This window comes from Gordonia sp. J1A, from assembly GCF_055393515.1.
Genome location: NZ_AP041607.1, coordinates 2918270 through 2943659 on the forward strand (window position 1 = coordinate 2918270; position 25390 = coordinate 2943659).

Annotated in this window: 20 protein-coding genes; 14 read left to right on the forward strand and 6 right to left on the reverse strand. The window is 69.2% G+C overall.

All coding sequences use genetic code 11. The features are described from left to right. Positions 1-4 precede the first annotated feature (4 nt). The 5 genes from ACZ5QD_RS13660 to gluQRS all read left to right on the forward strand — a co-directional run bounded on the left by ACZ5QD_RS13660 (position 5) and on the right by gluQRS (position 6261). Positions 5-1102, forward strand: a complete 1098-nt coding sequence (locus ACZ5QD_RS13660) for a Glu/Leu/Phe/Val family dehydrogenase (protein WP_006897422.1) — start codon at positions 5-7, stop codon at positions 1100-1102. Between the two features lie 58 nt (positions 1103-1160). Further along, complete coding sequence (locus ACZ5QD_RS13665) at positions 1161-3131, forward strand: alkaline phosphatase family protein (RefSeq protein ID WP_006897423.1); 1971 nt, start codon at positions 1161-1163, stop codon at positions 3129-3131. 99 nt (positions 3132-3230) lie between these two features. Beyond that, on the forward strand, positions 3231-3854 hold the full coding sequence (locus tag ACZ5QD_RS13670) for a PadR family transcriptional regulator (RefSeq protein ID WP_045539605.1): 624 nt from the start codon (positions 3231-3233) through the stop codon (positions 3852-3854). Continuing rightward, positions 3851-5353: a DHA2 family efflux MFS transporter permease subunit gene (locus ACZ5QD_RS13675; RefSeq protein WP_006897425.1), complete on the forward strand. Its 1503-nt coding sequence runs from the start codon at positions 3851-3853 to the stop codon at positions 5351-5353. The genes ACZ5QD_RS13670 and ACZ5QD_RS13675 overlap by 4 nt, the downstream gene beginning before the upstream one ends. 2 nt (positions 5354-5355) lie before the next feature. Beyond that, the gene (gene gluQRS / locus ACZ5QD_RS13680) at positions 5356-6261 is read left to right on the forward strand and encodes a tRNA glutamyl-Q(34) synthetase GluQRS (protein WP_006897426.1); all 906 of its coding nucleotides are present in this window, start codon (positions 5356-5358) and stop codon (positions 6259-6261) included. 95 nt (positions 6262-6356) lie between these two features. Here the strand turns inward: gluQRS and ACZ5QD_RS13685 are convergent, their stop codons facing one another. The 4 genes from ACZ5QD_RS13685 to ACZ5QD_RS13700 form a co-directional block, all read right to left on the reverse strand. Next, complete coding sequence (locus ACZ5QD_RS13685) at positions 6357-8189, reverse strand: phosphoenolpyruvate carboxykinase (GTP) (protein ID WP_006897427.1); 1833 nt, start codon at positions 8187-8189, stop codon at positions 6357-6359. 119 nt (positions 8190-8308) lie between these two features. Then, positions 8309-8692 (reverse strand): DUF6802 family protein, encoded by a 384-nt coding sequence (locus ACZ5QD_RS13690; protein WP_231650293.1) that lies wholly within the window; start codon positions 8690-8692, stop codon positions 8309-8311. Between the two features lie 8 nt (positions 8693-8700). Beyond that, positions 8701-9843, reverse strand: a complete 1143-nt coding sequence (locus ACZ5QD_RS13695; RefSeq protein ID WP_062367291.1) for a hypothetical protein — start codon at positions 9841-9843, stop codon at positions 8701-8703. Further along, complete coding sequence (locus tag ACZ5QD_RS13700) at positions 9840-10616, reverse strand: hypothetical protein (protein WP_231875715.1); 777 nt, start codon at positions 10614-10616, stop codon at positions 9840-9842. Before ACZ5QD_RS13700 ends, ACZ5QD_RS13695 begins: the two co-directional genes overlap by 4 nt. A gap of 148 nt (positions 10617-10764) precedes the next feature. On the opposite strand from ACZ5QD_RS13700, the gene trmB reads away from it, so the two are divergent. The 5 genes from trmB (at position 10765) to ACZ5QD_RS13725 (ending at position 17069) form a co-directional block, all read left to right on the forward strand. After that, the gene (gene trmB, locus ACZ5QD_RS13705) at positions 10765-11553 is read left to right on the forward strand and encodes a tRNA (guanosine(46)-N7)-methyltransferase TrmB (RefSeq protein ID WP_062367287.1); all 789 of its coding nucleotides are present in this window, start codon (positions 10765-10767) and stop codon (positions 11551-11553) included. Further along, positions 11550-12203 (forward strand): NYN domain-containing protein, encoded by a 654-nt coding sequence (locus tag ACZ5QD_RS13710; RefSeq protein ID WP_045540559.1) that lies wholly within the window; start codon positions 11550-11552, stop codon positions 12201-12203. Before trmB ends, ACZ5QD_RS13710 begins: the two co-directional genes overlap by 4 nt. A 95-nt stretch (positions 12204-12298) precedes the next feature. After that, entirely contained in the window at positions 12299-15409 is a 3111-nt protein-coding gene (locus ACZ5QD_RS13715; RefSeq protein WP_464366860.1) for an MMPL family transporter, read from the forward strand. Between the two features lie 33 nt (positions 15410-15442). Continuing rightward, complete coding sequence (locus tag ACZ5QD_RS13720; protein ID WP_006896817.1) at positions 15443-16621, forward strand: lysylphosphatidylglycerol synthase transmembrane domain-containing protein; 1179 nt, start codon at positions 15443-15445, stop codon at positions 16619-16621. A 34-nt stretch (positions 16622-16655) separates the two neighbouring features. Next, positions 16656-17069: a DUF3054 domain-containing protein gene (locus tag ACZ5QD_RS13725; RefSeq protein WP_006896818.1), complete on the forward strand. Its 414-nt coding sequence runs from the start codon at positions 16656-16658 to the stop codon at positions 17067-17069. On the opposite strand, the gene ACZ5QD_RS13730 is transcribed toward ACZ5QD_RS13725, so the two are convergent. Further along, positions 17056-18687, reverse strand: a complete 1632-nt coding sequence (locus tag ACZ5QD_RS13730; protein ID WP_045540028.1) for an NTF2-like N-terminal transpeptidase domain-containing protein — start codon at positions 18685-18687, stop codon at positions 17056-17058. The genes ACZ5QD_RS13725 and ACZ5QD_RS13730 overlap by 14 nt on opposite strands. Before the next feature lie 130 nt (positions 18688-18817). Here ACZ5QD_RS13730 and ACZ5QD_RS13735 point away from each other — a divergent pair, with 130 nt between their 5' ends. The 3 genes from ACZ5QD_RS13735 to ACZ5QD_RS13745 are packed head-to-tail and all read left to right on the forward strand — an operon-like array spanning position 18818 to position 23683. Beyond that, the gene (locus ACZ5QD_RS13735) at positions 18818-19543 is read left to right on the forward strand and encodes a pirin family protein (RefSeq protein ID WP_197462929.1); all 726 of its coding nucleotides are present in this window, start codon (positions 18818-18820) and stop codon (positions 19541-19543) included. 19 nt (positions 19544-19562) lie between these two features. Continuing rightward, positions 19563-21545: a M13 family metallopeptidase gene (locus ACZ5QD_RS13740; RefSeq protein WP_062367281.1), complete on the forward strand. Its 1983-nt coding sequence runs from the start codon at positions 19563-19565 to the stop codon at positions 21543-21545. A 59-nt stretch (positions 21546-21604) separates the two neighbouring features. Next, positions 21605-23683, forward strand: coding sequence for an MMPL family transporter (locus ACZ5QD_RS13745; protein ID WP_062367377.1), 2079 nt, complete (start codon positions 21605-21607; stop codon positions 23681-23683). 32 nt (positions 23684-23715) lie between these two features. On the opposite strand, the gene ACZ5QD_RS13750 is transcribed toward ACZ5QD_RS13745, so the two are convergent. Next, complete coding sequence (locus ACZ5QD_RS13750; protein ID WP_156479429.1) at positions 23716-24300, reverse strand: DUF3592 domain-containing protein; 585 nt, start codon at positions 24298-24300, stop codon at positions 23716-23718. 111 nt (positions 24301-24411) lie between these two features. Here ACZ5QD_RS13750 and ACZ5QD_RS13755 point away from each other — a divergent pair, with 111 nt between their 5' ends. Next, positions 24412-25380 (forward strand): R2-like ligand-binding oxidase, encoded by a 969-nt coding sequence (locus ACZ5QD_RS13755; protein ID WP_062367376.1) that lies wholly within the window; start codon positions 24412-24414, stop codon positions 25378-25380. Positions 25381-25390 lie beyond the last annotated feature (10 nt).

Genomic DNA, 25390 nt, shown 5'->3' on the forward strand with positions numbered 1-25390 from the left:
CACCATGACCACTGCGCACTCATCGTCGGAAGCCACTCGCGTCCTCGCCCAGACCAGCGTCTTCTCGCACCCGGACATGTCGATCGATCCCCCGCACGAGCAAGTGGTGTTCTGCCGCGACGCCGAGACCGGACTGCGCGCGATCATCGCGGTGCACAACACCGCCCTCGGGCCGGCGCTCGGCGGAACGCGCATGTATCCCTACGCCGCGGAAGCCGATGCGGTCGGCGACGTGTTGCGGCTCTCGCGCGGAATGACCTTCAAATCGGCCGCGGCCGGACTCGACCTGGGTGGCGGGAAGGCGGTCATCATCGGCGACCCCGCGGTGCACAAGTCGCCGGATCTGCTCCGCGCCTACGGCCGGTTCGTCGACACCCTCGGCGGGCGCTACATCACCGCCGGGGATGTCGGCACCACCTCCGACGACATGGACCTGATCGGCGAGGGCACCTCGTATGTGGCGTCGAAGACCGTCGCGGGCGGCGGTTGGGGCGACACCGCGCCGATGACGGCTCTCGGAGTCTTCTACTCACTGCTGGCGGCCGCCGAACGCGTGTGGGGTTCGGCTGATCTCACCGGCCGAACGGTCGGCGTGGAGGGCGTCGGCAAGGTCGGCGTCCAGCTGGCCGACCTGCTGACAGGTGCCGGAGCGACCGTGTTGGCGGCCGATCCGTACGCTCCCGCCCGCGAGGCCTTCGCCGCCCGCTTCCCGCAGGCGCGCATCGTCGACGACGTCCGTTCGGCGCAGCTCGACGTGTACGCGCCGTGCGCGATGGGCGGCACCGTCACCGAGACGCTCGCAGGCGAGACCGCCGCGGCGATCATCTGCGGCGCGGCGAACAACCAGCTGACCAGCCCGTCGGTTGAGCAGGTTCTCGGCGCACGCGGCGTCACCTGGGTTCCCGACTACATCGCCAACGCGGGCGGCGTGATCCAGGCCTTCGGCGAGCAGCAGAACTGGACCCGCGACCGCGCCCAGGAGAAGGTGGAGGCGCTGCGCGACCGTGCGGGCCACGTCCTGGACACCGCGGCGTCGAAGAAGATCACCTGCGGCGACGCCGCCCGGCTGATCGTCGCCGAACGGCTGTCGCAGGCACGGTAGTGCCGTGCTCCCGTAACGGGAGCCGGGAGGAGACGCCGGGCGATACACTTGCGCACTCATGGCGACTCCTCCCGAACGGATCTCCGAGTACTCCCGCAGGCACTTCCTGGGCCTGACCGCGAGCGCGGCCGGAATCGCAAGCGCCGCAACGCTTCTTCCTCCTTCGTTGGTGTCGGCAGCGGCACAGGACCGGCCTGCGGGATCGCTCGAGGATGTCGAGCACATCGTCGTCCTGATGCAGGAGAACCGTTCCTTCGACCACTATTTCGGGACGATGCGCGGGGTCCGCGGCTTCGCCGACAATTCGGCGAAGCCGGGGGTCTTCCTGCAGAGCGGCGTCCACCCGTTCCTCGCCCGCGAGGCCGCCAATCGCGGCTCCCTGTCGGTGGAGTACCTCGCATCTCTGCCTCACGAGTGGGCCGACGGACAGCAGGCCCTGGCCGGCGGGCGGTGCGACGGCTGGGTCGCGGCGAAGGGCAAGGCCACGATGGCCTGCTACGACCGCCGCGACATCCCGTTCCACCACGCGCTGGCCGAGACGTTCACCGTGTGCGACGGCTACTTCGCATCGTCGCCGACCGGGACCGGCACCAACCGCAACTACCTGTTCTCCGGCACCAGCGGATTCGAACCGTGGGGCGCGAGGTCGGTGGGCAACGAGATGTACGCACCCGTCCATCCCGGTCTCACCTGGGAGACGTACGCCGAGTCGCTGCACCGCGAGGGCGTCGACTGGCGCGTGTACCAGGAATGGGACAACTTCACCGACAACAACCTCGACTTCTTCGCGCACTTCCGAGGCATAGGACGCGACGCCGTGGCGCGCGCCGGACAACCCGGAGTGGATCTCACCGGCTTCTACACTCTGCTGATCGAGACCGGGACCAAGGGCGCGCACGGCAACGTGGTCCCGTCGGCGGATCAACGCTCCCGGGCGCGGGCGGTGCATCGGGCCGCCCGCGGCCTCGGCGAACAGGCCGCAGAGCTCTACGATCGCGCGCTGTATCGCAGCGAACCGGGCACTCTGGTCCCGCGCTTCCGCCGGGACGTCGAGAGCGGGCGACTCCCGGCGGTGTCGTGGATCGTCACCTCCGAGGCCGACTCCGAACACCCCCGCAGTTCATCGCCGGTCCAGTCGGCGGGCATCACCTACCGACTGCTCGACGCGCTGGCGTCGAACCCGGAGGTGTGGCGCAAGACGGTGGTGCTGCTCAACTACGACGAGTTCGACGGCTACTTCGATCACGTGGTTCCGCCGCTGCCGCCGGTCGGGGAGGCCGACGAGTGGTGGGAGGGAAAGCCGATGGGGCTCGGATTCCGGGTGCCGATGACCATCGTGTCCCCGTGGACCGTGGGCGGCCGGGTCTGCTCCGAGGTCTTCGACCACACGTCGGTGATCCGGCTGATGGAGGCGGTCACCGGCGTGCGCTGCCCCAACATCTCCGCCTGGCGCCGCGCGGTGTGCGGAGATCTGGTGTCGACCTTCGATTTCGGCCGCACCGACGGACTGCGGGTTCCGGCACAGCCCGCACCGCCGCCACCTTTCCGTCGCCGCTGGACGGCTCGGCCGGGCGGCGCCGCTCCGACGCAGGAGACCGGAACCGCCACGGCGCTGCCCACGCCGTACCGGCTGTCTGCGAACGTGGTCGACGGTGTCCTGGAACTGGTGAACACGGGCCGTCGCGCCGCCGTCTTCGGCGTCTTCGCAGACGGCGACGCCGCTCATCACACGGTGCTCGGACGCCGCCGGGTCCCTCTTCCTCAGCGCGCGCGACGGGTCGTCGTCACCGGTCCCGACCGCTTCCTGCGCGATCTGTCCCTCCGCCCGGGAGGATCGTCGGCGCAGGTGATGCCCGACCACGACCGCGGGCGCCTGTCGGTCGACGGGCGTGACGTCACCGCAACGCGCGTGCACGGCAGCTGGTACGAGGTGACCGTGGTCGGCCCCGAGGGGAGGCAGTACTTCACCGGCCGCCTCGAGAGCAGAGCCGTCACCCGTACGAGTCCCCTGCGCCGCCCACCCGGCTAGTCGAACCGTCGAGACAGCCTCCACCGCCCACACCATCCGATTGACCGAGACCACCCAGCGTCATATAGTCCACATGGACTAATTGATCTGGAGCATTCGATGTCGGCTGAACAACCGCGGCTCACGCCGCTCGGTGTGATGGTCCTCGCGCTGCTGCGCGAGGGCGCCATGCACCCGTACGAGATGGTCCGCCTGCTCAGGCAACGGCGCGACGACCGCATGGTGTCGATCACGAACGGCACGCTGTACCACACCGTGGACCGGCTGAATCAGCAAGAACTCCTGGTCGAAGTCGGAGTGGACCGCGAGGGCAACCGCCCCGAGCGGACCACGTACCGACTCACCGACGCCGGGCGCGACGCGGTCACCGAGTGGGTTCGCCGAGAGTTGCCCCGGAGCGACCGCACGGCGCAATTCCGGGTCGCTCTCGCCGAGGCCCACAACCTCGACCGCGACGAGGTGATCACTCTCCTGACGCTGCGGCGCGAGGGGCTCGCCGCCGATCTCGAGGTCCACCGCCGAGGCCTGAGCGATGCCACCGGCCGCGGTGTGCAATCGCAGTTCCTCATCGAAGTGGATCGTCAGGCCGATCTGATCGAGACCGATCTCCGCTGGACCGACCGCCTGCTCCAACGCCTCGCCGATCCCGACTACGCGTGGGGCGTCGACTCCGCGACATCACCGACACCCATGCTCCGCACCGACTCGAAGGACTCGAAATGACAGTCTCGTCCGGCACCGCCGACTCGCAGCGGAGCCCGTGGCCCGCACTGTGGGCACTGGTGATCGGCTTCTTCATGGTCCTCGTCGACACGACCATCGTGTCGGTCGCGAATCCGGCCATCAAAGAGGCGCTCGACCCCGACACCGACAATCTCGACAACGTCGTCTGGGTCACCAGCGCCTACCTGCTCGCCTACGCCGTGCCGCTGCTGATCACCGGGCGGATGGGCGACCGCTTCGGTCCCCGCAATCTCTACCTCATCGGCATCACCGTCTTCACCCTGTCGTCACTGGGCTGCGGTCTGTCGAATTCCCTGGCCATGCTCGTCGCGTTCCGCGCCGTCCAGGGTCTCGGCGCCGCGATGATCACCCCGCAGACCATGGCTGTGATCACCAGAACGTTCCCGGCGCATCAGCGCGGCGCGGCGATGGGTCTGTGGGGTTCGGTGGCGGGTGTGGCGATGCTGGTCGGCCCGCTGGCCGGCGGTCTGCTGGTCGATCACGCCGGTTGGGAGTGGATCTTCATCATCAACGTCCCGGTGGGCGTCATCGGCTTCGCCGCGGCGTGGCGCTTGGTTCCCCGCCTCGAGACCCACCAGCACCGGTTCGACGTCGTCGGCGTGACGATCAGCACGATCGGCCTCTTCCTCATCGTCTTCGGTCTCCAGGAGGGCGAGAAGTACGACTGGGCCGCCTGGGTGTGGACGATGGTGATCGGCGGTGTAGCGATCATGGCGCTGTTCCTCTGGCAGCAATCCCGCACCGCGAGCGAACCGCTGGTTCCGCTGGCACTGTTCCGCGACCGGAACTTCTCCATCTCCAACCTCGGCATCGCCGTCGTCGGCTTCGCGGTCACGAGTATGACGCTCCCGATGATGTTCTACGTCCAGGTGGCACGCGGACTGAGCCCCACGAAGTCGGCGCTGCTGCTGATTCCGATGGCCGTCCTCGCCGGGGTGCTCGCCCCGCTCGCCGGCAAGCTCCTCGACCGGACCGATCCCCGATTCCTGCTGGTGCCCGGCCTCGGCCTCTACAGCGTCTCGCTGTTCTGGTATGCGTCGATGATGAACGCGGACACCGCCATTCCGATGTTCCTGCTGCCCGCCGCGCTGATGGGCATCGCCAACGCCGGCATGTGGGGACCGCTGGCCACCACCGCCACCCGCAATCTCCCGCCGCGGCAGGCCGGCGCCGGAGCCGGCATCTACAACACCACCCGACAGATCGGGTCGGTGATCGGGTCGGCCGCCATCGCCGCCGGCATGCAGTCCCGGCTGGAGGCCAACGTGCCCGGCGCCGGCGACACCGGCTCGGTGGGCGTCGGGCAACTGCCGGACTTCCTGGTGGCGCCGTTCTCCACCGCCATGGCGCAGTCGATGCTGCTGCCCGCATCGATCCTGATAGTCGGCGTGGTCGCGGCGCTCTTCCTGGTCCGGCCGGAGAGCACGAGGCCGGGGTACCGGGCGGAGACGACGGCGGCGGTCGACACTACCGTGTAGACATGCTGCCGCCGAGCCCCGCGGGCCGCTTCGCACCGTCGCCGTCGGGCGATCTGCACATCGGAAACCTGCGCACCGCGGTCCTGGCATGGTTGTTCGCCCATGCCACGGGCCGCGGTTTCGCGATCCGGATGGAAGACCTCGACCGCGTCCGGCCGGGATCGGACGTCCGGCAGTTGCGGGATCTCGCGGCGCTCGGCCTCAGCTGGGACGAGCCTGTCGTCTACCAGTCACAGCGGCTCGAGGAGTACCGCGCCGTGGTCGACGAATTGGTGGCCGCCGGACGCACGTTCGAGTGCTACTGCACGCGCCGGGAGATCCTCGAAGCGCCGAGCGCACCGCACGCGCCGCAGGGCGCTTACCCCGGAACGTGCCGCGACCTCAGCGAGGCGCAGCGCGCGCAACGACGGTCGGAGCGGCCCGCCGCGATCCGCCTGCGCGCCGAGGTCTCGTCGTTCACCGTCCACGACCTGCTGTACGGCGAGTTCACCGGCGACGTCGACGACTTCGTCCTGGTCCGGAACGACGGAACCCCGGCGTACAACCTGGCGGTGGTGGTCGACGACGCGGCCACGGGTGTCGACCAGGTGGTCCGCGGCGACGATCTGCTCAGTTCCGCACCCCGGCAGGCCTTCCTCGCGACTCTGCTCGGTCACCGCCCGCCCGAATACGCCCACGTGCCGATGGTCCTCAACCGCTCCGGTGCCCGCCTCGCGAAGCGCGACGGCGCCGTCACCCTGACTGATCTCGCCGGCCACGGGGTGGACGCGGCATCGGCGCTGTCGATGATGGCGGAGTCGCTGGGACTGGCCGCCGCGGGTGAACCGGTCACGTTGAGCGTTCTGGCGGAGCGATTCGACCCGTCCACGCTGGTTCGCACACCCTGGGTGTTCGTCCCGCCGGAGTGAACGGCGGTCCCGGCCGCGTTTCCCGGGGCCGACCGCTGCGACGAGAGGCCCGACCGGGCGAACCGGTCGGGCCTCTCGTCAGCGGACTCTGAGCGTCAGCCCAGGCGATCGCGCAGGTGCTTGAGCTGGTCGGCGAGCTCGGCGGGGAGCTTGTCCTTGCCGTCCTCGACGAACTCGAACCACTCCTCGATGGTCGGCAGTTCGTCGCGCCATTCGTCGGCGTTCACCGCGAGTGCCTCGGCGAGATCGGCCTCGGAGACGTCCAGTCCGGTGAGATCGAGCTCGCCCGGCGCCGCCACGATGCCGATCGGGGTCTCGACGCCCTCGACGTTGCCCTCGATGCGATCGACCATCCACTTCAGGACGCGGCTGTTCTCGCCGAAGCCCGGCCACAGGAAGCGGCCGTCCTCGCCGCGGCGGAACCAGTTGACGTAGAACACCGCGGGCAGCTGCGCGCCCTCCTTGCGGCCGATGTTCAGCCAGTGCTTGAAGTAGTCACCGACGTGGTAGCCGAGGAACGGCAGCATCGCCATCGGATCGCGACGGACGGTGCCCACCTTGCCCTCGGCCGCGGCGGTCTGCTCGGAACCGACGGTCGCGCCCATGAAGACCGCATGCTCCCAGTCGCGGGCCTGGGTGACCAGCGGCACGGTGGTCTTCCGGCGACCGCCGAAGAGGATCGCCGAGATCGGCACGCCCTGCGGATCGTCCCACTCGGGAGCCAGCGTCGGGCACTGCGACATCGGGGTGCAGTAGCGCGAGTTCGGGTGGGCGGCGTTGGTCCCGGACTCGGGGGTCCAGTCGTTGCCCTTCCAGTCGATCAGGTGCGCCGGGGTCTCGCCGCCGATGCCCTCCCACCACACGTCGCCGTCGTCGGTGCGCGCGACGTTGGTGTAGATCGTGTTGCCTGCCTCGACGGTCTTCATCGCCGTCGGGTTCGAGTCGTAGCTGGTGCCCGGTGCGACGCCGAAGAAGCCGAACTCCGGATTCACCGCGTACAGCCGGCCGTCCTCGCCGAAGCGCATCCAGGCGATGTCGTCGCCCACGGTCTCCGCACGCCATCCGTCGAGAGTGGGGTGGATCATCGCGAGGTTGGTCTTGCCGCACGCCGACGGGAACGCCGCGGCGACGTAGTAGACCTTGTCCTCGGGGCTGATCAGCTTCAGGATCAGCATGTGCTCGGCCAGCCAGCCCTCGTCGTGCGCCATCGCCGAGGCGATGCGCAGCGCGTAGCACTTCTTGCCCAGCAGCGCGTTGCCGCCGTAGCCCGAGCCGTAGGACCAGATCACCCGGTCCTCGGGGAAGTGGACGATGTACTTCTCGGTGTTGCAGGGCCACGGCACGTCGGTCTGTCCCGGCTCCAGCGGGGCGCCCACCGAGTGCAGGCCCTGGACGAAGAAGCCGTCCTCACCGAGCGCCTCGAGCACCTTGGGGCCGACGCGGGTCATCACGCGCATCGACAGCACGACGTACTCGGAGTCGGTGATCTCGATGCCGAGCTTGGGATCGTCCGATCCGAGGGGACCCATGCAGAACGGGATGACGTACATGGTGCGTCCGCGCATGCAGCCGCGGTACAGCTCCGTCATGGTCGCACGCATCTCGGAGGGCTCCACCCAGTTGTTGGTGGGGCCTGCGGCTTCTTCGGTCTTGCTGCAGATGAAGGTGCGAGATTCGACGCGGGCGACGTCCGCGGGGTCTGAGAGCGCCAGATACGAGTTGGGCTTGCGCTCGTCGTTCAGCTTGGTGATGGTGCCGGACTCGACGAGTTGCGCAGTGAGGCGATCCCACTCCTCGTCGCTGCCATCCGACCAGACAACTCGGTCGGGCTGCGTCAATTCGGCAACCTCGGCCACCCAGGCGATGAGCCCGGCGTGCTTGGTAGGGGCGCTCCCGGGCTCGACGCCCGGAATTGTCGCAGCGGTCATGCGGATCTCCTCATCGAAAACTCACGGGTGCCTGCGCGCAGTGGCTGTGCGAACGCATACTGGCCCCAGGATACGCCCCATACGCCGTGGACCGAACCCCCGGGCATCGCGACCAGCGGCTATTCGAGTCGGCCCAGCGTCGTCGGACTCCACTCGGCGTCATGCTCGCCCAACGCCCCCGCGTCGACTCGGCAATCTGTTCGCAGAACGGACACCCGGTCCACTCGCCCGTCCCCGTCGGTATCGGCGACGATCGCCGGGGAACCATCGACCTCGCAGGTCAGCGAGTCACGGACACCGTCTCCGTTCGCATCGAACTCCGCGGGCCCGAGGTCCCACAGGGCACCGTCCGAGTACCACCACAGGTGGTCGTGAACATCGACACCCGGCGAGTTCTCAGCGTCGGACATCACACCGAAGCCGGACAGGTGGTGCACCCCTCCCTCCGGGGAGATGAGACCATCCTCACTGTCTCCGGCGAGTCCTCCGGTCAATTCGTCCATCGGTTCCATCAGACGCGAGCGGGTCGCGTCCGGTTCCATACCTCTCTCGTGAACTGAGCTTCGGCCGCGCCGGCCCTGGTGCCGATGCGGTGTTCCATGCCGAGCCGCCTCGACGCGATCACCTCAGCGGCCCACCGTTCCAGCCGCGCGCGATCGGCGGATGCGCGGCGGACGGACACCACCCATGCGGCGAGCGCGACGCCGCCCAGGAGGGTGAGCACGGTCCCGGCGATGCCCAGTCCGGCCCACTGCAGGGTCGGCGCGATCACCATCCGGCCGATTCCGAAACCCATCGATGCGCCGAGGAGCAGCACCATGACGTCCTCGGTGCGGCGACCGCCCTGCGGTCGAGGCACGACCCGCGTGCCGTTCCCGAACGGCTCGGGCGGAGACGGCGGAGACGAGCCGCCGGCCAGTCCGCCGACGGCCGCTGCCCGTACCTGATCGAGCCGCTGCGCGAAGTGGTCCATCACCCGGTGTTCGAGCGCGTCGAGCAACGACGGCAGCCAGTCGGTGAAACCGGGAGCGGCGCTGGCGTCCGGCACGCAGCGATGCACATCGGACGTCGCGGCCCGCAACGATTCGATCGCCTCCGCCCTGGAGGCGACGATGCCCGCTCGCAGTCCGGCGAGCCGATCGGCACGGATCAGCGCGACCGACTCCGAGGGCGGCTGCGCCCTCTGTCCGCTCTCGGCCTGTCCGTTCTCGGCCCGCGCGGGAGCCCGGGGAACGGCTTCACCGTCGGCCCGATCGCGGCACCAGCGTGCCAGTTCCGGGACACCCGACGCGGAACCGGAAGCGCTCGCGAGCGCCGCGGAGGTCGCGAACACCGGAAGTCCGCGCTGCGGATCCAGGCGGCGCCGCGTCTCGGCCAGCGCTTTCGGCCATGCCGGGAAGGCGTCGACGCGACATGCCACGAGTGCCGTCGGCAGGCCCGCCGCGGCGAGTTCGGCCAGCAGCAGGTCTTCTTCTTCGCACGCCGGCATCGACGAGTCGATCGCCAGCACGGCCGTCCGCGCCCGCGCGGCCTGCGACGCGGCGTCGGCGGGGCTGCCCGCGACGAGGATCTCCTCCCGCAGCCCGGCGGCCGCCAGTGCAGCGGCGAGTCCCGCCGGATCGGCTCCGGCGGTTCCGGCGATCAGCAGAGTCATCGGACCCGCTCCCCCGCCAGACGCCGTTCGACCGCGACGCGGTCGAAGCCGCGGGCCGCATGCAGGCGCAGCCCCGAGAGTCTGCGCACCCGGCGACCGCGCGCGATCTCCGCGGAAGCGGCGGCGATCGGCGCGACCAGCGCGTCCAGACCGCTCGCCTGCCGCAGCCGCACCGCCAGCGCCTGCGCGTCCAGGTCGGGGTCGGTCGATACGGCGGCCAGCGACTCCACGAGACCGGCGCGACCGAGCAATGCGAGGAGCCGCGCTGCGGAGCCCTGGTCGGGCGCGGCTGCGGCGAACGCTGCAGCGGACTCGGGAACGCGGACCCCGGCGGCCGCCCACGACCGTAGGACGTCCACGTCAGCTGAAGTGATCCGCGCCGCGGCCGGCAGTGCGGACACCGGATGCACCGGACAGGCGAGATCCTCGCTCGCGTTCGCGGCGAGGCGGTCGGCGTCGGGCCGGGTGTCGGCCTTCGCGGCGACGACGACCACCGGCACCTCCGCTGCCCGGATCGCGGCGCGATCACAGGCCCGCGCCTGTGCGCCGATGACCCGGATCAGCAGATCCGCGGGGTCGTCGAGGCGCCGGTCGTGATCCGGACCGTCTCCCCGGTCCTGACCGACCGGTCTGGCGACCACTCCGAAGCGCGCGGCGAGCGCGGCGGCCATCGTCGAACTGCCCGCGCCGGGCGCCCCGGAGACGTCGACCACCAATGGTGTGCGTGCGAAGTCCGGCCCGTCGAATGCGAGGCCGCTGAGAATGGGTTCCACCCCGTCCACCTCCCCCAAGGTGTCTGCGTGCACTGAACCTACCCCGCAGGTCCGACATTGTGCGGCGGTCGCCGGAATCGGGCGGTCCGAGGCGGCTGATCGGGGTGTCCGTTGTGAGCGAGCACCGTAAATAGGACACCATGGAACGGTGAACACCGACGCCGCCGATGGATCGGCGCCCGACACCGACCGCTCCCGCCTCTACCCGAGAGTCACCAGCTTCCGGTTCCGGCGCGGGACTCTGACCCCCGGACAGCAGCGCAATTGGGAGACTCTGTGGCCCCGGCTGGGTCGCGACCTGCGCACCGGACCCGACCGCGCGGACGAGCCACCGCTCGAGGCGGCGGAGTGGTTCGGACGGCAGGCTCCCCTCATCGTCGAGGTCGGCAGCGGCACGGGCATCTCCACCGCGGCGATGGCCGAGGCCGAGCCGGACGCCGACGTCGTGGCCGTGGAGGTGTACCAGCCCGGGCTCGCGCAGTTGGTCGGCCTCGTCGACCGAGCCGGACTGACCAACGTCCGCATGGTCCGCGGCGATGCGACCGTCGTCCTCTCCGAGCTCATCGGTCCCGACACCCTCACCGGCGTCCGCGTGTTCTTCCCCGACCCGTGGCCCAAGTCGCGCCATCACAAGCGGCGTTTCCTGCAGTCGGGCACCATCGAACTGATCGCCGATCGACTCAAGCCCGGCGGCGTCCTGCACATCGCGACCGATCACGCCGATTACGCGCTGTGGATCGCCGAACTGCTGGCGACGCAGCGTCCGGACCGGCCGCATGTGGTGCCGCTGACCTTCGACTCGCCGATTCTGCTCGACCGCCCGACCACCAAGTTCGAGGGCCGCGCCCAGGAGGAGGGCCGAGAGGTCAACGAGTTCGTCTACGTGAAGCCGCATCCCAAACCCACGCGCACGGAGACCAGGGAGGACGACGCATGAGCCCCGAGTTCGCGGAGACGATCTCCGGCGCGAGCAGTGCTCGCCGACTGCTGCTGGTGTGGGACGCCCCGAATATGGACATGGGTCTCGGAGGAATCCTCGGCGGCCGCCCGACCGCCGCGCACCGGCCGCGGTTCGACGCCCTGGGCCGCTGGATTCTCAAGCGGAACGCCGCTCTGGCGGCGAGTCTGCACGCCGAGGTCGAGCCCGAAGCCACCGTCTTCACCAACATCGTGCCCGGCAGCGCCGACGTGGTGCGCCCGTGGGTGGAGGCGCTGCGGAACGTCGGTTACGCGGTGTTCGCCAAGCCGAAGCTGACCGAGGACAGCGACGTCGACGCCGACATGCTCGACCACATCCAGGTGCGACGTCATACACCCGGCCTCGCCGGTGTGATCGTCGCCTCAGCCGACGGCCAGGCCTTCCGGGAACCGCTGCTGGAGATCGCGGCCGAAGGCGTGCCGGTCACCGTCATCGGTTTCCGGGAGCATGCGAGCTGGGCGTTGACCTGCCAAGAGATCGAGTTCATCGATCTCGAGGAGATCCCCGGCGTGTTCCGCGAACCGCTGCCGCGGATCAGTCTCGACTCGCTGCCGGACGAGGGTGCCTGGCTCACCCCGTTCCGTCCCCTCACGGCGTTGCTCAAGTAGACAGGTCTTCAGAGACCTGAAGCCGTGCGCAGGTTTTCTCAGTTTAGGCTGCGAGAATCGCACTTTCGGTACCCGCAAGTAGGAAGGACACCGGCGTGTTCGGATCCATCGGCTCATTCGTCTACCGAATGCGCTATACCGTCATCGCCGTCCTCGTCGCATTGATGGGCGGTCTGGGGCTGTACGGCATCAACCTGCCGCAGTACCTGTCCCAGAGCGGATGGTTCGACCCGGGCTCGGAGTCGGCCCAGGGATCCGTCATCGCCGACACCGCCCTCGGGCGAGACCACAAGTCCGACGTGATCCTGCTGATCACGCCGCCTGCGGGGACCAAGGTCGACGATCCGGCGTTCAGCGCCAAGACCGAGAACATCGTCGACGACCTGGTCAAGGAGCATCCGGACATCGTCAGCCGGGAGTCCGGCGACGGGCACGCTGGCATCATCGATCCGTTCGAGAAGGCCGACGCGGGCGCCGGTCAGACCGCTGCCGAGATCAAGCAGTCCCGGATGTGGACGGCCGACCGAAAACACGGTTTCGTGTCCATCGGCGTCGCGGGTGACGACGACACCACGATCCTGAACAACTACAAGACCATCGAGCCGTTCTTCGACGGGCTCGCCGAGCGGTACGACCTACCGGGAACCAAGTTTCAGTTGGCCGGTCTGCAACCGATCGCGGCCGCGATGAGCAAGGGTATGGAAGACGACATCTCGCGTGCCGAGCTGATCGCGCTACCGGTGGTGGCGATCATGCTCCTGTTCGTCTTCGGCGGCGTGGTGGCGGCCGTGCTGCCGGTCTTCATCGGTGGTCTGACGATCGCCGGCTCCCTCGGCATCATGAAGGTGCTGGCGCAGCTCACCGAGTTGAACATCTTCGCCCAGTCGGTGGTCACGCTGATCGGTCTGGGCATCGCGATCGACTACGGCCTGTTCATCGTCAGCAGATTCAGAGAGGAAATGGCCGAGGGATACACGGTCAAAGCCGCGGTCCGAAGAACCGTGATGACCGCGGGCCAGACCGTGGTGTTCTCGGCGACCATCATCGTCGCCGCGCTGGCCTGTCTCCTGATGTTCCCGCAGGCCTTCCTGAAATCCGTGGCGTACGGGGCGATCGCGTCGGTCGGTCTGGCCGCCATCCTGTCGATCACCGTCCTCCCGGCGATCCTGGCGATCCTGGGCCGCCGGATCGACGCGCTGAGCCTGCCCTTCCTGCGTCGGACCAAGACGCGCGAAGAGATCGAGGCCGGATTCTGGGGCCGCCTGTCCGGATGGGTGATGCAGCACCCGGTCAAGACCGCGGCACCCACGGTCCTGCTGCTGCTGGCGCTGATCATCCCGTTCGGCAACATCCAGTTCGGCGGCATGACCGAGGCCTATCTCCCGCCCGACAACGCGAACCGCGTCGCGCAGGAGGACTTCGACAAGTACTTCCCGACCGAGCGCACCGAAGACCTCAAGCTGATCGTCACCTACGACCAGAACACCGACGACGCGGCGGGCAAGATTCAGCGGATCGCCGACGAGGCCAACCAGATCCCCGGGTTCACCAAGCAGTTCTCGCCCACGGCCGACGGCGGAGCCCTCGAAGGCGTGTACGGCGACGACGAGACCGGGCTCGGCGTGACGCAGATGTCGGCCGGTCTGGTGGACCGCAACACCGCACCCGAGGCGATCAAGAAGCTCCGCGAGATCGACGACCAGGGCATGACCGTCTACGTCGCCGGCACCCCGACCCTGACCCAGGACTCCATCGACGCGCTGATCAAGCTGCTCCCGTGGATGGCCATCCTGCTGGTCCTGGTCACCGGCCTGCTGATGTTCCTGGCGTTCGGTTCGGTCATCCTGCCGATCAAGGCGGCACTGATGACCGCGCTGGGTCTGGGCTCCACGCTCGGGATCCTGACGTGGATCTTCATCGACGGTCACGGCTCGTCGATCGCGAACTTCACTCCCGGCCCGCTCTTCGCGCCGGTGCTGGTTCTGATCATCGCGATCATCTACGGCCTGTCGACCGACTACGAGATCTTCCTGCTCTCCCGCATGGTCGAGGCCCGGCAGCAGGGCGCGTCGACCACCGAGGCGATCCGGGTGGGCACCGCGCACACCGGCCGCATCATCACCGCGGCCGCGGCCATCCTGGTGGTGGTCACCGGCGCGTTCGGCCTGTCGGACATCGTCATGATGAAGTACATCGCCTACGGCATGATCGCAGCGCTGATCCTCGACGCGACGGTGATCCGCATGCTGCTGGTGCCGTCGATCATGAAGTTGCTCGGTGACGACTGCTGGTGGTCGCCGCGCTGGATGCAACGACTGCAGCAGAAGATCGGCCTCGGCGAGACCATCCTCGAGGACGACCCGAGCCAGAAGCGCCCCGACTACTTCGACGCGGTGCCCGCGGGCACCTCGGGCGGCGTCGTGGCCGCGGCGGAGGCACCGACCACCGCTATGCGGGTACCGGCCGGAGTGGCCGAACGTCCAGTGGCCGGACGGGCCGAGCCGACGGGGCCCCGCCGCGCGCTCTCGCGGCACGAGACGCCGGGTGAGTCCGACAGCCGACCCCAGCCCACCGCCGACAGCACGCTCGACGAACTCGTCGACGACGAGGTGGTCGCGCCGTCCGCCGCGCGCACCGACCGCCGCGGCTCCGGCCCCGACACCGGCTCGTGGAAGCTCGGACTCGGCGGCGTCCGCCAGGTGAGCCCGGATCAGCGCCCACGACCGCAGGCAGCCCCGTCGGCACGACCGCAGACCGCACCGCCTGCACCGCAGCCGCGTCCGGTGCGGACGCCGATCGCACCGACGACGGGCGGTGCGACGCCCGCTGCACGGCCACAGGGGCCCGCTCCCACCGCCCCGGCGACCGCGCGCCGCCCGATCGGTGCACCGCCGGTACCGCCGCGCCGGGTTCCGCCGCGCCCGGTGGTACCGGGTCAGAGCGGCCCGCAGCCCGTGGCTCCTCGCCCGGCGACCGACCAGCCGCAGGCTCCCGCGCCGCGCCGCGCCCGGGCCACTCCCCCGGCACCGACACCGCCCCCGCGCCCGACCGCACCGGCAACGGAGGCCCCGGCCCGTGAGCCCGCGGCACCCGAGCCGCAGGCCCCTTCGCGCGAGCTCCGCGCCGACCGCGGCGAGGAGGGAACCCAGATCAGCGTGCAGGATCTGCTGCGCCGGAGCCGTCGGGCACAGCAGGACGGGGAATAGGTCCCTCGCTACCGGGCAGTTACGCTGTAGCGCATGCCCAACGACGACGCCGACCACGTCGCCGCGGACCCGACGCCCGAGGGCGGGTCCTCGCGACCGTGGCGCCGTTGGCTCCGATGGGGTTTGATCGTCCTCGTCGTCGCCATTCTGGTCACCGAGGGCGTGATCGTCTGGCCCAAGCTCACACAGACCTGGGCGCGCATCGGCGAGCTCCGGTGGCAGTGGGTCTTCGTCTCCATCGTGGCTGCTCTGCTGTCGATGGACAGCTACGGCCAGGTGCAGCGCGTCCTGATGCGTTCGGCAGGCGTCCGGGTCCGGCAGCGCGAATCACTGGCGGTGATCCTGGCCTCGAACTCGGTGTCCCAGACCCTGCCCGGCGGACAGGTCCTCGCTCCGGCGTTCATCTACCGCGAGAGCCGGCGCTGGGGCGCGACACCGGTGGTCGCCTCCTGGCAGCTGGTGATGTCCGGGCTGCTGGCGGGCGCTGGACTGGCGCTGCTCGGTCTCGGCGGAGCCCTGCTCGCCGGCGCCAAGACCAGTCCGTTCTCCGTGATCTTCAGCGTCTCACTGTTCGTCGTGTTCGTGGCGGTCGTGCAGTACATGGCCAGTCATCCCCAGGTGCTCGAGACCATCGCCGCCCGGCTGCTCGGCTGGTTCAACGAGCTGCGCGACAAGCCCGCCGACTACGGGACAGACCGACTCCACCAGATCATCACCCAGCTGCAGGCGGTGAAGCTCGACCGGCGCAACGCCGTCGAGGCGTTCAGCTGGAGCCTGTTCAACTGGGTCGCTGACGTTCTCTGTCTCGCCGCCGCCTGCTATGCGATCGGCGCGCATCCCTCGATCTCGGGTCTGATGGTCGCCTATGCCGCGGGCAAGGCGGTCGGCACCGCGGTTCCGCTGCTGCCCGCCGGCATCGGCGTCGTCGACGGCGTCCTGGTCGCGGCCCTCGCCTCCGCGGGCATGGGCGCCGCGGATGCGCTCACCGCCGTCCTGATCTACCGCATCATCAGCTACATCCTGATCGCACTGATCGGTTGGGTCGTCATCGCGGTGCGGTACCGGGGTGCGTTCAAGTCCCGGCGCAGTCTGGACGACGAGATCGCCGAAGACACGACGCAGAAGTATCCGGTCATCGACCCCGGACAGCTGGATCGACGGTCCGACGACGGTCGCGATCCCGGTGCCGGCGAGACGCCGAACACAGGGTAGGGAAGGCCGGCCGGTCCGGGGATACGGTGGGGACATGACCGCACCCGTATCCGTCGCGCCGGTTCAGCGACGTCTCGTCCTCCCCGCCGTCGCCGACTTCGCGGCGATCTGCGTGTTCGTCGCCGTCGGCCGCAGCAGCCACGATGAGGCCGGCTCGTTCACCGGATTTCTGACGACCCTGTGGCCGTTCCTCGTCGGAGCGATCGCCGGCTGGGCGATCGCCGCCGCGACCACCCGGGGCCGAGACCTCGCGCCCGCCGCACTCTGGCCCGCCGGCGTCGCGGTCTGGGTCTCGACCGTCGTCGTCGGGATGCTGCTGCGCGTGGTCTCCGGGCAGGGCACGGCCCTCTCGTTCTGCATCGTCGCCACCATCGCGACCGGTGTCCTGCTGCTGGGCTGGCGCGCCGTCGCCGGTCTGGTGACGCGGCGCCGCGTCACTTCAGCGTGAAGTACTTCTGCGCCACCTGAAGGGCCGCGGTACCGGACTTGTCGCCCTCGCAGTAGATGACGATGATCTTGCCGCCCTGAGAGCCGACGAACCAACCGGGTCCCTGTGGCCCGTTGGTGCCGACCAGCGCCTTGAGCCCGGGAGCACGGGTCAGATCACTGGCGTCGCCGGTCTTCGCCGTGGTCGTCATGGACGCCTGGATCCGCCGGACCACGCCGTCGTCGAGTTTGCCCAACTGGCCCCCGGTGACCTTGGTCTTCGACCCCTTGATGACGAACGGCGGAGCCGCGGTCCGGTCACCGCCGGCTCGTTCCAGGGCGACTCCCAGGGCCGCCATGTTGATCATCGACGCCGTGTAATCCTTCGGGTGGTACGCGGCGGCGGACACCTTGGGCGCGGTGCCGCTCGGCAGGCTCATTCCCGGAACCGTGAACTGCAGGCCCAACCCGAGTGAGTGCAGCACCGACTCCGCGCTGTGCTGATCGGCGCCCTTGCCCTCCGCGGCGATCGCGTCGAACACCGGGTCGAGGGTGCTGCCGACGGGATAGGCGATGCCCGCCTCGATGTTCTTGGCGGCCGCGGCGTCGTTCTGCGCCATCCCGCGGATCGCTCCGGTGGCGGCGTCGAGGGTCATGATCGTCGCCGGCTGCGCCACCTCGACGGCGGCGTCGCCCAGGGTGAGCTGTTCGTTCGGGTCGATCGTCGTCACGATGTCCGGGCCCGCCCCGCCCTGATGCCCGGCGAGTTTCTGCGGCGGCGCCCCGGGCGCCACGAGCTGCACCTGCCAGCCGGCGGTGGCGTCGCGGATCGCGTTCCAGTAGTTCGTCAGACCGGCGCTCAGAGGGGTCGACAGCCGGCGGTCGGTCATCACGAGCATGCCCGACTTGTTGACGTTGACTCCCGCGATCCGAGCCGGATCGGAAGTGAGAATCTGCATGTCGGAGTCGCGCAGCGTCACCGCGACCACCTGCCGTCCCTGGGAAGCGGCGAGCTTGTCGTCGATCGATTTCACCGTCACCATCGGGGCCACCGGAGCCACCGCGTTCGCCAGCGCTCGCACCGACTTGTCGAGATCCTTGGTCGCGGCCGGGTCGATGGTGATCTCGTTGACCGGCTCCATCTGCATGAACGGCTTGCCCGACGCGCTGCGCACCACCGGCGCCGGAGTGGCGTCGGTGCGGACCTCCTGCAGTCGGCCGTCCGGGGTGAGGCCGGTGTACAGCAGCCCCGGATCCCACTGGACCTTCCAGCCGGAGGAGAGCCGGCGTGCCGACCCCGAGGTCTTGGTCTGGAAACTCCGGTCGCCCGCCCAGTTCCACGTGATGGTCAGGGTGAACGAGGCGCTGCCGTCGCTGTACTCCACGAGCCGCCCGGTGTCGACGGACACCTCACGCGGATGCATTCCCGCGAACGTGACGCCGAGCAGCTCGGCCGCCTGACTCGGCGACGTCGTCAGGTCGGCCGCTCCCTGCGTGTCCTGCCTGCTGATCGCGTCCGCGAATGCCGAGACCGCACGCGAAGCATCCGAATCGTCGTCGGAAGAGCACGAGACCATGGCGAGAACCACGGCCAGCGCAGCGACGACAGCGAACACCGCTCTTCCAACCCGCGAAACCATAGTCCCAATTATCACTTCATTCCCACCCGTTTCTCTGGCCACAAGCTCGCATTCCGGGAACTATGTGGTCACAATCGCACAACGCGCCGCTCACGGCATCCGTTCCGGGCGACGGAGGACAATGGACTCCATGAGCACGTCCATCCTGCGTTCCACGGACCGCGCGCGCACCACCACCGGCTGGCTCGACTCGGCCCACTCCTTCTCGTTCGGCGACCATTACGACCCGGCGAACACCCACCACGGCGTGCTCCTGGTGCAGAACGAGGACGTGATCTCGCCCGGTGAGGGCTTCGACACACATCCGCACGCGGACACCGAGATCGTCACCTGGGTGCTGTCGGGATCGCTGGTCCACCAGGACTCCGAAGGACACAGCGGCGTCATCTATCCCGACCTCGCACAGCGGATGAGCGCAGGCACCGGCATCCTGCACTCCGAACGCAACGACGACGCCGAGTCGGCGGACGAGTCGGTGCACTTCATCCAGATGTGGGTGATGCCCGACGAGTACGGCATCACACCGGGCTACGAGCAACTCGACATCTCGGGCGAACTGCGACCGGGACGCCTCGTCACCGTCGCCTCCGGTTCCCCCCGCCACGACTCCGCGATCCGAATCGCCAACCGCGGGGCCACCCTCTCCGCGGCCAGACTCACTCCCGGACAGACCATCGCGGTGCCGTCGTCCCGCTTCACACACCTGTTCGTCACCCGCGGCACCGCGCAGGTGGAGGGCGAGACGCTGGAGGCCTCCGACGCCCTGCGCGCCACCGACTTCGGCGGAACCGTCGTCCGGGCGGCCACCGATTGCGAACTGCTCGTCTGGTCGATGGATGCGCGGCTCGGGGAATAAACCCCGGCGTGATGTCACTATGGAGGACGTGACTATCGAGCAGACCTCCGGGCTCGACCTCGAGTGGGTCGAACCATCCGTACGCGCCGCAGACGACCTCTTCACCCACGTCAACGGGAAATGGCTTGCCAGCCACCGGATTCCGGACGATCGCAGCATCGACGGAGCGTTCCACGTGCTGCGCGACAACGCTGAGGAGGACGTCCGCGCGATCGTCGAGGAGTGCGCCGAGGGCTCCCCCGAGTCGGGCACGCCCGCAGCCAGGATCGGCGACCTCTACGCGTCGTTCATGGACGTCGATCGGGTCGAGGAACTCGGGGTCGCACCGATCGCCGATCAGCTCCAGGAGATCGCCGGCGTCTCCGACACCTCCGAACTGGCCGCTCTGATGGGGCGTCTGCAGCGCGAGGGGGTGGGCGGCCTGTTCGGCTTCTACGTCGACACCGATGCGCGACGGTCCGACCGCTACCTGGTGCACATCACCCAGAGCGGTCTCGGACTGCCCGACGAGTCCTACTATCGCGAAGACAATCACGCCGCCGTGCGCGAGGCCTATCGCGCTCACATCGCCGCGATGCTCGGACTGGCCGGTGTCGCCGACGCACAACGGCAGGCGACGGCGATCTTCGACCTCGAGACCGCGATCGCATCGCATCACTGGGACGTGGTGCGGCGACGCGACGCCGAGGCCGCCTACAACCTGCGGACCCTCGCGGAGTTCGGCGATCTCGCCGCCGGTTTCGATCTCGCCGGCTGGCTGACTGGTCTCGACGCGGGCGAGACGTTCGCGGAGGTGGTGATCGGTCAGCCGTCGTTCATCGAGTCGAGCGCCGGACTGCTCACCTCGCAGCCGCTCGATTCATGGAAGAGCTGGCTCGCCTGGCGGCTGCTGCGCACCGTCGCACCGTATCTCTCCAGCGACTTCGTCGACGAGAACTTCGCGTTCTACGGCAAGACCCTCACCGGTGCCGAGGTGATCCGCGACCGATGGAAGCGCGGTGTCGGTTTCGTCGAGCAGGCGGCAGGCTTCGCGGTCGGCGAACTATACGTGGAGCGACACTTCCCGCCCGAGGCGAAGGCCCGGATGGACGAACTGATCGCCAATCTCGTCGAGGCGTATCGCCGCAACATCGGCGATCTGCCCTGGATGACCGAGGCGACGCGCGCCCGGGCCCTGGCGAAACTCGACAAGTTCACCCCCAAGATCGGCTACCCGGCCAAGTGGATCGACTACTCGACGCTGGAGGTCGACCGCACCGACCTCGTCGGCAACTCCCGCCGCGCCGCGGCTTTCGAGACCGCACGCGAGCTCCGCAAGATCGGCCGCCCCGTCGATCGCGACGAGTGGTTCATGACGCCGCAGACGGTGAACGCCTACTACAACCCGGGGATGAACGAGATCGTCTTCCCGGCGGCGATCCTGCAGCCCCCGTTCTTCGATCCGAACGCCGACGACGCGGCCAACTACGGCGGCATCGGCGCGGTGATCGGCCACGAGATCGGCCACGGCTTCGACGACCAGGGCGCGAAGTACGACGGCGACGGCAACCTGGTGGACTGGTGGACCGACGACGACCGGGCCGAGTTCGGCAAGCGCACTTCGGCACTGGCAGCGCAGTACGGCGAGTTCACGCCTCACGGGCTGGACGAGAAGTACAAGGTGAACGGCGAGTTCACCCTCGGTGAGAACATCGGCGATCTGGGTGGGCTGTCGATCGCCCTGGTGGCGTACGAGATCGCGCAGGAGAAGTCCGGCGCCACGCCGCCGGTGATCGACGGACTGACCGGACGGCAACGGGTCTTCTACAGCTGGGCCCAGATCTGGCGTACCAAGACCCGGGACGAGGAAGCCATCCGGCGTCTGGCCATCGACCCGCACTCGCCGCCGGAGTTCCGCTGCAACGGTGTGGTCCGCAACGTCGACGCCTTCTACGAAGCGTTCGACGTCGTCCCCGGCGATGCGCTGTATCTGCCGCCCGCCGATCGCGTCCGCATCTGGTGAGGCAGCCGACCGGCGCTCTCGATGGTGCGAACACCGCATAGCCGGTAGACATGGAGGCCATGACCTCCTCGCGGCTCGCCTGCACGCTGGTGCCCGCCGTGCTCGTGCTGATCTGGCTCGGGGTGGCCGGGGCCACCGGACCGCTGGCCGGAAAGCTCAGCACGGTCACCACCGACGACGCGAGCGCGTTCCTGCCCTCGTCGGCCGAGTCGACCCGCGTGGCCGAGCAGCTGCCCGCGTTCACCGACACCGGCTACTTCCCGGCGATCGTCGTCGCGGAGAAGCAGGACGGCGGGCCGATGACTGCGGCCGACACCGCCTTCGTCTCCGACGCCGTGACTCCACTGGCCGGAACGCCGGGCTTCGCACCGCAGTTCTCTCCCGCGATCGGGGCGGCGGACGGTGCGGCCGTCCAACTGTTCGTCCCGGTCTCCACTGATGGGAAACCGAAGGAGCAGATCGGGAAGCTGCGCGATGCGCTGGCGAATCCACCGCCCGGAGTGGCAGTGGCCGTGACCGGCCCCGCCGCCCAGGCCGCCGACCTCTCGAACGCCTTCGCGGGCATCGACGGCGTCCTGTTGCTGGTGGCCGGGGCGGTGGTGCTGGCGATCCTGATCGTCGTATACCGCTCGCCGATCCTGCCGCTGGTGGTGCTGCTCTCCGCAGTCTTCGCCCTCGCACTGGCGTCGGGCGTGGTCTACTGGCTCGCGTCCGCGGGCACCCTGGAACTCAACGGGCAGAGCCAGGGAATCCTGTTCATCCTGGTCTTCGGCGCCGCCACCGACTACGCCCTGCTTCTGGTGGCTCGCTACCGCGAGGCGCTGTCGGCGGAACCGGACGCACGCGCGGCCCTGCGCACCGCGTGGCGCGCCACCCTCCCGCCGATCTGCGCGTCGGCTGCCACCGTGATCCTGGGCGTCCTCTGTCTGCTGCTGTCCGACCTGAACTCGAATCGCAGCCTCGGCCCGATCGCGGCGATCGGCATCGCCGCCTCGTTGCTCGTCTCGATCACCTTCCTCCCGGCCGCCCTCGCGCTCATCGGACGCACCGCGTTCTGGCCGCGCCGGCCGGGGCCGGCCACCGGTTCGACGCACCGGATCTGGCAACGGGTCGCCGCATTCGTCGCCCGTTCGCCGCGCAAGATCTGGGCGCTCACCCTCCTGGTGCTCGTCATCGGCGCCGCATTCGCCCCCGCGTTCCGCGCCGGCGGCGTCTCCACCGACGACTTCTTCCTCGGTGAGACCGAATCGGTGACCGGCGCGCAGATGCACGGCAGGCACTTCGACGCCGGGTCGGGCACCCCAACCTGGGTGATCACCGACGATGCGGCCGCGGTCCGAACCGCGGAACGGGTTCGTGCGGTCGACGGCGTCGCAGCCGCCGAGATCCTCGCCGCCGCATCGGGTCCCGTCACCCACGACGGGAGGCAGGCGATTCAGGTGACGCTGAGCGATGACCCGAACTCCCTCGCCGCACAGGACACCGTGGTGCGGATCCGGAACGCCGTCTCGTCCGTCCCCGGTGCCGACGCGGAGGTCGGCGGCGCCACGGCTGTCGACCTGGACACCCGGACCACCGCCGAACGCGACCGCAACGTCATCATCCCCATCGTGTTGGCTGTGGTCCTCGCCGTCCTCGTCGTCCTGCTGCGGAGCCTTCTCGCACCGCTGATCCTGCTCGCGACCACGGTTCTGTCGTTCGGGACCGCGCTGGGCGTCGCGGCACTGATGTTCAACGGCCCGTTCGGCTTTCCCGGCGCCGATCCCGTCGTCCCGCTGTTCGCGTTCGTGTTCCTCGTGGCGCTCGGCATCGACTACAACATCTTCCTGATGACCCGGGCCCGGGAGGAGGCGCAGGCACACGGCACCCGCGACGGGATGATCAGAGCCCTCACCGGCACCGGCGGCGTCATCAGCGCAGCCGGTCTGGTGCTCGCCGCCACGTTCAGCGCCCTCGCGGTGATCCCGCTGCTGTTCCTGGCCCAGGTGGCCTTCCTCGTCGCGTTCGGCGTCCTCGTCGACACGCTGATCGTGCGATCGCTGCTGGTTCCGGCGCTCACCCTCGACATCGGACCGCGGATCTGGTGGCCGGGCGCCATCGCCGCCGACACGTCCCAGGACGCGCGCACCGCGGACTGACGCGCTCCTCGCGCGAACCGCCCGGCGCGGGGTCAGTCGCGCGGCGTCGTCCCGAAGACCGCCACGGCCCGCTCGGGCTTCGCCTCGGCGTAGTACACCTCGGCCGTATCGCCGACCAACGGCCGAGCGCCGAGGGGGAACTCGTCTCTGCCGGTCAACTGATGGGTTCGGCCCTCCGCGTCCCGATACTCGATCCGGTAGCGGACGGTGGCGTGGGTGCTCTCGATCGCCTCGGCACGGTCGCCGTCGGACTCGACCACTGTTCCGCGGACCCGCGTCCCCTGCCGATAGAGCCAGATCCGCGGAACCACCCGAAACAGCCAGATCACGACGCAGATCACTCCGACCGCGGCGGCGGGGACGGCGACCCACGGCACGCCGCCGGCCGCCGCGCCGATCGCCGCTCCGACGCCCAGCGCGCCGACGGTCAACGACATCCACGCCGTCGGGATCGCGAACCCGCCTGCGATCGCGGCGAGCAGTGCCACCGTCGCCAGCGTGAGACTCTCCGATCCCCGGATCCCCGCGGCGAAGATCGCGCACCACACCGAGCACCACAGGGCAGCGCTCACCGACACCACCAGGGTGCGCGTCATCGTCTCGGGACGAGGCCACATGCTCCCAGACTAACGATCCCGACCGATCGGACACCGAATCCGCTTCGATCCCGTGCGGAACGCACTAGCGTCGGCAGCACCCAGCCGATACGACCTCCGGAAGTGATTCCCGTGACCGCTGCCTCCCCAGAATCCGATGTGCGCCATGACTTCACCTCACTGCGAGCGGGCGGGATGAACTGGCAGTCGTTCCCGCTCCGACTGTTCACCAAGGGCAACGCCAAGACCTGGAATCCCGCGGCGATCGATTTCTCCCGAGATGCGCAGGACTGGGCCGCGCTCGACGACGAGCAACGCCGGAGCGCCACCTACCTCGTCTCGCAGTTCGTCGCGGGAGAGGAGGCGGTGACCCAGGACATCCGGCCCTTCATGGACGCGATGGCGTCCGAGGACCGGTTCGGTGACGAGATGTACCTGTCGCAGTTCTGCCTCGAGGAGGCCAAGCACGCCCAGGGTTTCCGACTCTGGATGGACGCCGTGGGCCTCACCGGCGATCTGCACCCGTACGTCGCCGAGAACCCCTACTACCGGCAGCTCTTCTACGAACAGCTGCCGCAGTCGCTACGGGTGCTCTCCGCCGACCCGTCGCCGGTCAACCAGGTCCGCGCCAGCGTCACCTACAACCACGTGATCGAGGGAAGCCTGGCGCTCACCGGCTACTACGCGTGGCGGCGCATCTGCGTCGAAACCGAGATCCTGCCGGGAATGCAGCAGTTGATCGGCCGAATCGCCGAGGACGAGACCAGGCATATGGCCTGGGGCACGTTCACCTGCCGCAGGCACGTGGCGGCCGACGACTCGCTCTGGCAGGTGGTCACCGACAGGTTCGGCGAACTGATCCCCCTCGCGATGGGCATGATCGCCTGGGTCGACGATCAGTTCGACGAACCGCCGTTCGGCATCGACAACGACGACTTCCTCGAGTACGCGGCAGATCGCGCGCAGCGCAGGCTGCACGCGATCGAGTCCGCGCGCGGAAGGAACGTCGAAGACATCGACGTCGATTACAGTCCGGCGACGCTGGAGGAGACGTTCAACGCGGAGGACGAGGCCTCGCTCGGTGGCGACACCGAGACTTGAGCGCCGGCGT

Excerpts from the sequence above, each read along its gene's own strand:
- ACZ5QD_RS13735 (WP_197462929.1), top strand. The coding sequence starts at position 18,818 with ATGAGCACGTCCATCCTGCGTTCCACGGACCGCGCGCGCACCACCACC.
- ACZ5QD_RS13685 (WP_006897427.1), bottom strand. The coding sequence starts at position 8,189 with ATGACCGCTGCGACAATTCCGGGCGTCGAGCCCGGGAGCGCCCCTACC.
- ACZ5QD_RS13745 (WP_062367377.1), top strand. The coding sequence starts at position 21,605 with ATGACCTCCTCGCGGCTCGCCTGCACGCTGGTGCCCGCCGTGCTCGTG.
- ACZ5QD_RS13690 (WP_231650293.1), bottom strand. The coding sequence starts at position 8,692 with ATGGACGAATTGACCGGAGGACTCGCCGGAGACAGTGAGGATGGTCTC.
- ACZ5QD_RS13750 (WP_156479429.1), bottom strand. The coding sequence starts at position 24,300 with ATGTGGCCTCGTCCCGAGACGATGACGCGCACCCTGGTGGTGTCGGTG.
- ACZ5QD_RS13670 (WP_045539605.1), top strand. The coding sequence starts at position 3,231 with ATGTCGGCTGAACAACCGCGGCTCACGCCGCTCGGTGTGATGGTCCTC.
- ACZ5QD_RS13730 (WP_045540028.1), bottom strand. The coding sequence starts at position 18,687 with ATGGTTTCGCGGGTTGGAAGAGCGGTGTTCGCTGTCGTCGCTGCGCTG.
- ACZ5QD_RS13695 (WP_062367291.1), bottom strand. The coding sequence starts at position 9,843 with ATGACTCTGCTGATCGCCGGAACCGCCGGAGCCGATCCGGCGGGACTC.
- gluQRS (WP_006897426.1), top strand. The coding sequence starts at position 5,356 with ATGCTGCCGCCGAGCCCCGCGGGCCGCTTCGCACCGTCGCCGTCGGGC.
- ACZ5QD_RS13740 (WP_062367281.1), top strand. The coding sequence starts at position 19,563 with ATGGAGGACGTGACTATCGAGCAGACCTCCGGGCTCGACCTCGAGTGG.
- ACZ5QD_RS13665 (WP_006897423.1), top strand. The coding sequence starts at position 1,161 with ATGGCGACTCCTCCCGAACGGATCTCCGAGTACTCCCGCAGGCACTTC.
- ACZ5QD_RS13720 (WP_006896817.1), top strand. The coding sequence starts at position 15,443 with ATGCCCAACGACGACGCCGACCACGTCGCCGCGGACCCGACGCCCGAG.
- ACZ5QD_RS13710 (WP_045540559.1), top strand. The coding sequence starts at position 11,550 with ATGAGCCCCGAGTTCGCGGAGACGATCTCCGGCGCGAGCAGTGCTCGC.
- ACZ5QD_RS13725 (WP_006896818.1), top strand. The coding sequence starts at position 16,656 with ATGACCGCACCCGTATCCGTCGCGCCGGTTCAGCGACGTCTCGTCCTC.
- ACZ5QD_RS13675 (WP_006897425.1), top strand. The coding sequence starts at position 3,851 with ATGACAGTCTCGTCCGGCACCGCCGACTCGCAGCGGAGCCCGTGGCCC.
- ACZ5QD_RS13660 (WP_006897422.1), top strand. The coding sequence starts at position 5 with ATGACCACTGCGCACTCATCGTCGGAAGCCACTCGCGTCCTCGCCCAG.